General features: G+C 34.5%; 8 protein-coding genes. 5 read left to right on the forward strand and 3 right to left on the reverse strand.

Annotated elements, in window-relative coordinates; translation table 11 throughout:
* The 3 genes from WBN20_RS00640 to WBN20_RS00650 form a co-directional block, all read left to right on the forward strand.
* Positions 1-647, forward strand: a 647-nt coding sequence (locus WBN20_RS00640; RefSeq protein ID WP_424280342.1) for an alanine dehydrogenase, incomplete at its 5' end; no start/stop codon positions are given.
* 3 nt (positions 648-650) lie between these two features.
* On the forward strand, positions 651-1,037 hold the full coding sequence (locus WBN20_RS00645) for a DUF4258 domain-containing protein (RefSeq protein ID WP_424280343.1): 387 nt from the start codon (positions 651-653) through the stop codon (positions 1,035-1,037).
* Between the two features lie 657 nt (positions 1,038-1,694).
* A complete protein-coding gene (locus WBN20_RS00650; protein WP_424280344.1) occupies positions 1,695-3,359 on the forward strand; it encodes a hypothetical protein in 1,665 nt (554 codons plus the stop codon).
* A 106-nt stretch (positions 3,360-3,465) separates the two neighbouring features.
* On the opposite strand, the gene WBN20_RS00655 is transcribed toward WBN20_RS00650, so the two are convergent.
* On the reverse strand, positions 3,466-4,632 hold the full coding sequence (locus tag WBN20_RS00655) for a proline dehydrogenase family protein (protein ID WP_424280345.1): 1,167 nt from the start codon (positions 4,630-4,632) through the stop codon (positions 3,466-3,468).
* 131 nt (positions 4,633-4,763) lie between these two features.
* On the opposite strand from WBN20_RS00655, the gene aroB reads away from it, so the two are divergent.
* Both aroB and WBN20_RS00665 read left to right on the forward strand, forming a co-directional pair.
* Positions 4,764-5,825: a 3-dehydroquinate synthase gene (gene aroB, locus WBN20_RS00660; RefSeq protein ID WP_424273480.1), complete on the forward strand. Its 1,062-nt coding sequence runs from the start codon at positions 4,764-4,766 to the stop codon at positions 5,823-5,825.
* Positions 5,826-5,941: 116 nt separating this feature from the next.
* Entirely contained in the window at positions 5,942-6,262 is a 321-nt protein-coding gene (locus tag WBN20_RS00665; protein WP_424275394.1) for a hypothetical protein, read from the forward strand.
* Here WBN20_RS00665 and WBN20_RS00670 read toward each other — a convergent pair.
* Together WBN20_RS00670 and WBN20_RS00675 are read right to left on the reverse strand one after the other, a co-directional pair.
* Complete coding sequence (locus WBN20_RS00670; protein WP_424273482.1) at positions 6,259-6,780, reverse strand: DinB family protein; 522 nt, start codon at positions 6,778-6,780, stop codon at positions 6,259-6,261. The genes WBN20_RS00665 and WBN20_RS00670 overlap by 4 nt on opposite strands.
* A 135-nt stretch (positions 6,781-6,915) precedes the next feature.
* Entirely contained in the window at positions 6,916-7,395 is a 480-nt protein-coding gene (locus WBN20_RS00675; RefSeq protein ID WP_424275393.1) for an Lrp/AsnC family transcriptional regulator, read from the reverse strand.
* Positions 7,396-7,478 lie beyond the last annotated feature (83 nt).

Below are 7,478 nucleotides of genomic sequence, written 5' to 3' on the forward strand. Positions count from 1 at the left end.
GGCTTATGTTTGGCAATATTAGTGGGGTACCCCCTATAGAAGTGGTAATTGTAGGAGCAGGAACAGTTGGAGAGTTTGCGGCGCGTTCCGCTTTAGGGCTCGGAGCCAATGTAAAAGTGTTTGATAACTCTCTTACTAAACTACGAAATATTCAAACCAATCTTAAACAAACTATATATACCTCTACGCTTCAACCCAAGAACCTTTTAAAGAGTTTAAAGCGCTGTGATGTTGCAATAGGGGCCGTACGCGGTAGTGACAGATCACCCATTGTGGTTTCCAGCACCATGGTGGAACATATGAAAAAAGGCTCAGTAATCATTGATGTGAGCATAGATATGGGCGGTTGTTTCGAAACCAGCGAACTTACTACCCACGACAAGCCAACCCGTGAAAAATTTGGGGTCATCCATTATGGCGTACCCAATATTCCTGCCAGATACCCCAGGACATCGTCAGTATCTATCAGCAATATTTTTACCCCTTATCTATTAAAGATCGGAGAAGATGGAGGCCTGGAAAATTCATTGAGATTTGACAGGGGACTGCGTAATGGTTTATATATGTATCATGGCATTCTTACCAATAAGTCTGTTGGCGAATGGTTTGATCTAAAATACAGTGATATTAACTTTCTTATTTTTTAGTTAATGGCATTTCTTAAACGATTGGGATTTTACCTTATAGGATTATCCATTGGTCTTGTTTTCCTTTTCTTTTTTCTTAAAAAAAAATCTGATGAAACTGGTGTCAGCTTTTGTTACCTACCTAATTGCAGGGTGTTAAAAGAATTACGATCAAAACCTATTACCTATTCTGAGGAGATAGAACAATTGGTAGCCGATCAAACCCTGGACTCCCTTAGTATCGCCTATTTTATGAATGAAGGGGATGTTAATTTTAAAAAGAGTGATACAAAAAACACAACTTGCAATACCTATTCAATTGAAGGAATAGTAAAGGAAAAATTGATGGCTTTAACAGTCAAGAATTGCGACAGCACTACCCTAATAGATAAAATAGAAATTCTTGATTGATAATAAGATATATTATTTTAATTGAAGTTATAATTATTTTACTTTGATCCATAAGGATTCAATGCCGCCTTTTACCCTGAAGTAATATCGGGACCCAAAATGCCAAATCTTATGGTTATGACCACTTTATAAGATCGGGAAGCACGATATGAGCTTTGTAAAGCATTTTTTGAATCCCCTGAATGACAAGAATGAATAACTTTTCCCAAATATGAGAATACTGTTTCTCATGCATTTATTTACTCTACCCAACGGATTACTCCGATTACTAAAATTGGCCTGTCTCTTTAAAGTAAAATGCGGCTTAAATTTCAGGTGAGATTTAGATATTTCTCTAATTATCTTCTTAACTAATTAGGTATTGCAGAATAATAATAATAAATATATTTTTGTAGCCTTATTCTTACATTTTTAAAATTAGGTCAGATGCCTGACTATAAGCTCCAAAAACTAAATTAAAGATTATTACGTATATAAGTTCGGGAGTATACTAAATCGGGGTGTTTTGGAGTTATTATGTAGGATAAGTCCCTATTAAATAGTCTTTGCCGGACCGTAACCTAAATAGTATGTTTTTTATATTATTCTTTAACTGAAAATTCAATATTGTTAATAGGACTTAAAGTGAATGTGATTTCACTGTGATAACCAATTTTGATGAAAAAATTTTTATTTCTTTTAGTATGTTTTTTCTTTAGTCAGCCCAACCATGCGCATGATCAGCCGCCATTGGTTGAGTCCCTGATTGATGACCCAATTGAATTGAGTAAGAAAATTATAAATGAGGGTGCCGACCCCTGGAGCGAGGCTGCCAAGGAACGAATACTTGAAACTTATGGATCGGGCAACTTGGCCGACGCTTCAAACAAGAGTTATATTTTGCTGGAATCACCAAGTCTGGTATTTGATTACTTCCAAGGTGGATTTGGCAATTCACAGGAACTTTTAAGTAAAGATATATTTCTTAAAATTTTGAATCAGGCTGTCAATTCACCTGTCATGGCAAGTACAGAAGTAGCCAAAGCAAGTCTGGATCAAAGCTTGAAAGAATATCTTTTGGCCTATAGCATTGCAAAGAAATTTAAAGAATCTAATTCTCTGAGCAACGAAGATGCTATTAAGTTCTTAGAAAATAGATTTGGATATGAGAAGCTCAGGTTCGCTAAAAATTTAACTAATACCAGTTCAGAGAATTATAATCAGGTGCCAAATAAGAAAAATGCAAAAAAAGTTATCTCCAAAATAAATTTTATAAAGAAGACATACCCAAATCAAATCCCTTTAATAAATGTTCTTGCGGAACTGGAAGAATTTTATCAGTTATTGAAAGAGGCAAATATTGGTTTAACGACCTATGTTCCTTATAATAATTTCCAAAATTCCGTCTATAAATTAAATAAACAGAGAATAAATGAAAGAATACAATGGCGTTCATCCCTAGAAATTACATATCCAACAAATGGAACGGTTTGGATTGCACCGGGTCCTGTTGAAATAGAATGGACATCATCTAATTTGGATGATAGTAAAACTATTAAGTTCTTCTTAACAAGGGACGATGTGGTAGTGCAAGTACTGGGTGTTTTTAAGAACAATCACTTTGTAAAGGATGTAAATCTTCGAAAAGGATTACCCGCCGGAAATAAGTATAAAATTATGGGTATTGAGCTCTTCCCGATTAACAAATATCATATAGCGAAATATGCTACTCCATATTTTACCATAAAAAAAGAGGATAAAATACCCGAAGAAACAATAGTGGAGACCCCCTCTGAAATTGCAGAACCCCAGGCTGATGTTGCAGAGATTCCTATTGAGGTTAAAGAGATTAATATTGAGCCAGTTCAAGAACCTGTCAAAGCAGTAGAGAAACCCGTGGTACAGATTCAAAAACCTATAGAGACAATTGCCGTAGCTGAGGAAGAGGAGAAAGAAATAGTTGTATCAGAAGAAGTTAAGGTCCCGGTTAGAACTATTTTTGAAGGAAGAAAAATTTCGTATCAAAAAGAATTGGTGGTAGATAATGAGACAATAACCATAAGTCTTTATGATCATGGCAGAGCAGATGGTGACATTGTTTCTATCTATCTTAATGGAGAGCAAATTGTGGCTAAACATACATTAACCTACAAGAAAAAAAGTTTTGAGGTAAAATTGAATTTAAAGAAATCTAATGATCTTTTTGTCTATGCCCATAATTTGGGTAATTTTCCCCCAAACACAGTCTCTATAGAAGTAAAAGATGGTTCCAGTGCAGAAAATATTACTCTGAATTCTGACTTATCCAGTTGCGAAGCAGTATTAATAACTGTAAAACAATAATTCCTAAAGGAATAACACAAACAAAAAGTTATTGGAGGCTATCTGCAAAAAGTATCTTATTTAGTAATTACAAAAATAAATTTACCTCGTAGAATAAATAGTTCGTCTAAATTTTTCTTCGGCGACGTTCTTTTTTAATCAGTTCCAATTCTCTGTTCGTCTGTCCCGCAACCGAAGTATTTTCCTCGGCACGTCTTATTAAATAAGGCATCACATCACGTACAGGTCCAAAAGGTAAATACTTTGCCACATTATATCCCCTATCGGCCAGATTAAAAGAAATATGATCACTCATTCCGTAAAGTTGACCAAACCAAATACGATTGTCATTTTGAGCGATCCCTTTTTGATTCATCAAATCAATTAATTTGTAAGAGCTCAATTCATTATGCGTGCCCGAGAAAAGAGAGATCCTATCCAGGTGTTCAACTATATAGGCTACTGTTGTATCATAATTAGAATCGCTTTCAGATTTGTTAGCGCATATAGGAGAGGGGTAATTATTCTCTAAAGCTCTTTCATTTTCCTTTTCCATATAAGCTCCGCGAACGGTCTTGATTCCAATTTTAAAATCTTCCTTCTGCGCTTTTGAATGAAGCTCTTTAAGGTATTCCAAACGATCCCAGCGGTAAAGTTGAAGTGTGTTAAATACAATAGCTTTATCCCTGTTATATTTACGCATCATTGCTTCCACCAATTCATCTGCCGCATCCTGCATCCAACTTTCCTCAGCATCTATTAAAAGTGAAACATCAAGGTCATATGCTTTTTTACATGTAGCGTCAAAACGTCCCACTACTCTGTCCCATTCTTCTTTTTCTTTTTTTGACAGGGATTTGCCTTCTCCAATTTTACGGAATAGTGCAACTCTGCCATAACCACTAGGTTTAAAGACAGCGAAAGGAATAGCATCCAGTTCCTTTACAAAATCGAGGATCTTCAAGGTTTTTTCCAGGGCAGCATCTAGAGGATCTTCTGTTTCTTTACCTTCAACAGAATAATCAAGAACAGAAGATACACCTTTACTCCACATATTATCAACGACTGTCATGCAATCTTCCTCACTTACTCCACCGCAAAAATGATCGAATACAGTTGCCCGAATAAGGCCATCAACTGGTAATCTTGCTTTTAGAGCAAAATTAGTCATAGCAGTACCAATTTTTACAAGCGGTTCATTAGCTATCATCTTAAAAAGAAAATAAGCTCGCTCCAATTCGGAATCGGATTTTAGAGAAAATGCTGTTGAAGTATCTTCAAAAATTCTGTTCATTATTGCTGATTAGTTATGAATTCAAAGATAATAACAGAATTTGTATCCATTTACTAAAAAATAGTCTTTATTTTGTGTTTTACTTTCAATGAGTCATTCATTAAAGATTATCAAGAAAGGCAATATAAACTATGGAATCAATTACTTCTTTTTCTGCCCAAATCCATTTTAATTATTTGGGATATGAAGCTTTGGAATATCAATTAAAAACATCAAACTATTCCAGTATTTTTATTCTTGTTGATGAAAATACAAGGGAGCATTGTCTGCCTAAATTTTTAGGCAGTGTTGGAGGGAGTTATAACTTCGAAGTTGTTGAGATAGAATCTGGTGAAATTAACAAAAATATTACCAGTTGTATCCAGGTTTGGGAAGCGCTTTCGGCAAAAGGTGCAGATAGACAGAGCTTGTTAATAAACTTGGGGGGGGGTGTTATTACAGATTTGGGTGGTTTTGTAGCCTCAACATTTAGAAGGGGTATAGATTTTATTAATATTCCTACAAGTTTACTGGCTATGGTAGACGCATCTGTTGGAGGAAAGACAGGAGTTGATATGGGAATGTTAAAAAATCAGATAGGTGTAATAAACCAGCCTAAAATGGTGCTTATTATTCCTAAATTCCTAAATACACTAGATGAAAGACAATTGAATAGTGGCTTTGCGGAAATGCTGAAACATGGCCTAATTACAAGTGAACCGTTTTGGAGAGTTCTTAAACTAGTAAATTCTGTTGATCAATTGGAAGATCATATTTATGAATCTATAGTCATAAAAAATGAAATAGTCCGGCAGGACCCCAGAGAGAAAAGTCTTAGAAAAATATTAAATTTTGGTCATACCCTAGGGCACGCTATTGAATCCTATTTTTTAGATAATCCCGAACGTGAAACCTTACTCCACGGCGAAGCAATTGCTATTGGCATGATATTGGAAGCATTCTTATCACATCAGCAAACGGGCCTAGGCATTAATCAATTGGAAGATATTAAAATGAAATTACTCAAACATTTTGATAAAGTTGATTTTAACGATGACGACATCCACGCGATAATAGATCTCTTAAAATTCGATAAGAAGAATTCGCATGGAAGTGTCTTCTTCGTACTTCTAAAAAGGATTGGTGATGCCCAGATTGATAATAGAGTTCCTGATGATATATTAAGCCAGGCGTTTTCATACTACAAAGATTAGCAACTTCATATACTAAAATTGCTGTTTTACAACTCTTTAAACTTCCAAAGAAAAAAAAAGTATAGTTTAGGTAAAGGATTAAGACAACTGATAAAGTTTTATTCAAATACCGCCTTATGAAACGAATACTTATAGATTATAAAAAGTTAAATCACCAAATAACCGCTCTTCTGGTTGAATCCTATCCTGACGGATATGGGGATGAAGATATAATTTCCTTTAGAAGTCTTAACGGTGAATACATTGAAGCCGTAGAACTACAAACAGCAGATACCCTGTATCTTATTAAAATTAGCAAGAGTCTTTCTCATTTCATTGCCAATTTTGATGAAAACATCGCTGAAGGGCTTGAAGCAATAAAAGATGAATCTATTAAAGGACCTTCCTTAGAACTAAATATTGAAGAAGAAAATGAAGGTGAAAAAGATTTTGATTAGTCTTTAAGGTATCGTTCGCGCAATATGTTTCTGTGGTGTCTCTGGTGGCCACAACAAATAAAACCCAAAGCCGCAACACTCATAGGTGATTCACTTGCAATTCCAACTTTTTTCAATGTCTCATCAGAAAATTTTTCAAATAGCGCAATAGTAGATTTTCGTATTGTTCTATAATTTTCTATCAATTCCTCCTTATTCCAACTTTCAGCATTAGATTCTATAACAAACATATCCTGATCAAACCCAGGTAAAGGTGTTTTATCGTTTCTGGCAAATCGAAGAGCCCTGTATTGAAATACACGTTCGGTATCTAAAATATGGACCAATACCTGGGCCATTGTCCATTTTCCGGCACTATAGGTATAATGCAATTTATCTTTGGGAATACTAGAAATAAACATTGGAAAATTTTCCAATTGCCTTTTTAACATCCCTAATAGTTCTACATCTCCCAAAGTTTTAATGTACGGCTCGTAAAAGGGATGGAAATCTTCTTTTTTCAGTTCAGAATTTTTCATAGAGGCCAATGAGAAAGTTAATATCTTTCGATTTTGTGTTATAATAGAGAATAGCCCTAATGAAAATCAACATAAATAAACAAAAACCATTCATGGCCTCAAAATGAGCAAATTAAATTCCAGTACTCTTTCCCTTTATAATTCATTAAAAATAGTGTGCATTAAACGTTTTTTGTCGTTAATGCTCTCTTCCAGGGAAATCATGGTCTCAGTTCTGCTAATCCCATCAATATCATCTATCTTAAATATGATATTCTTAGCATGATTAGTATCCTTCGCTCGGATCTTACAAAAAATGTTGAATTTACCGGTAGTAATATGGGCTACAGTAACATAGGGAATTTGATTCAAACGCTCTAAAACAAACTTAGTTTGATGTGTTTTTTCCAGAAAGATGCCAACATAGGCTATAAATGCATAACCTAGTTTTACATAATCAAGAGTGAGTGAAGAGCCACGAATAATCCCAGATTCCTCCATTTTTTTTACCCTAACATGAACAGTTCCCGCAGAAATAAGTAATTTTTTAGCAATATCGGTAAATGGTGTTCTGGTATTATCAATTAACATATCCAGAATTTGATGGTCTATTTCGTCTAATTTTATTTTCCCCATTTTTAAGAATAATTTTATCTTCGGGATAAATTTAAGAATTTAAATGCAATAAATAATACGTTTTTTTGAGTTATATGTAAAGA

It is taken from the genome of Eudoraea sp., from assembly GCF_049665975.1.
GTDB lineage: Bacteria > Bacteroidota > Bacteroidia > Flavobacteriales > Flavobacteriaceae > Eudoraea.

Excerpts from the sequence above, each read along its gene's own strand:
- WBN20_RS00645 (WP_424280343.1), top strand. The coding sequence starts at position 651 with ATGGCATTTCTTAAACGATTGGGATTTTACCTTATAGGATTATCCATT.
- WBN20_RS00650 (WP_424280344.1), top strand. The coding sequence starts at position 1,695 with ATGAAAAAATTTTTATTTCTTTTAGTATGTTTTTTCTTTAGTCAGCCC.
- WBN20_RS00655 (WP_424280345.1), bottom strand. The coding sequence starts at position 4,632 with ATGAACAGAATTTTTGAAGATACTTCAACAGCATTTTCTCTAAAATCC.
- aroB (WP_424273480.1), top strand. The coding sequence starts at position 4,764 with ATGGAATCAATTACTTCTTTTTCTGCCCAAATCCATTTTAATTATTTG.
- WBN20_RS00665 (WP_424275394.1), top strand. The coding sequence starts at position 5,942 with ATGAAACGAATACTTATAGATTATAAAAAGTTAAATCACCAAATAACC.
- WBN20_RS00670 (WP_424273482.1), bottom strand. The coding sequence starts at position 6,780 with ATGAAAAATTCTGAACTGAAAAAAGAAGATTTCCATCCCTTTTACGAG.
- WBN20_RS00675 (WP_424275393.1), bottom strand. The coding sequence starts at position 7,395 with ATGGGGAAAATAAAATTAGACGAAATAGACCATCAAATTCTGGATATG.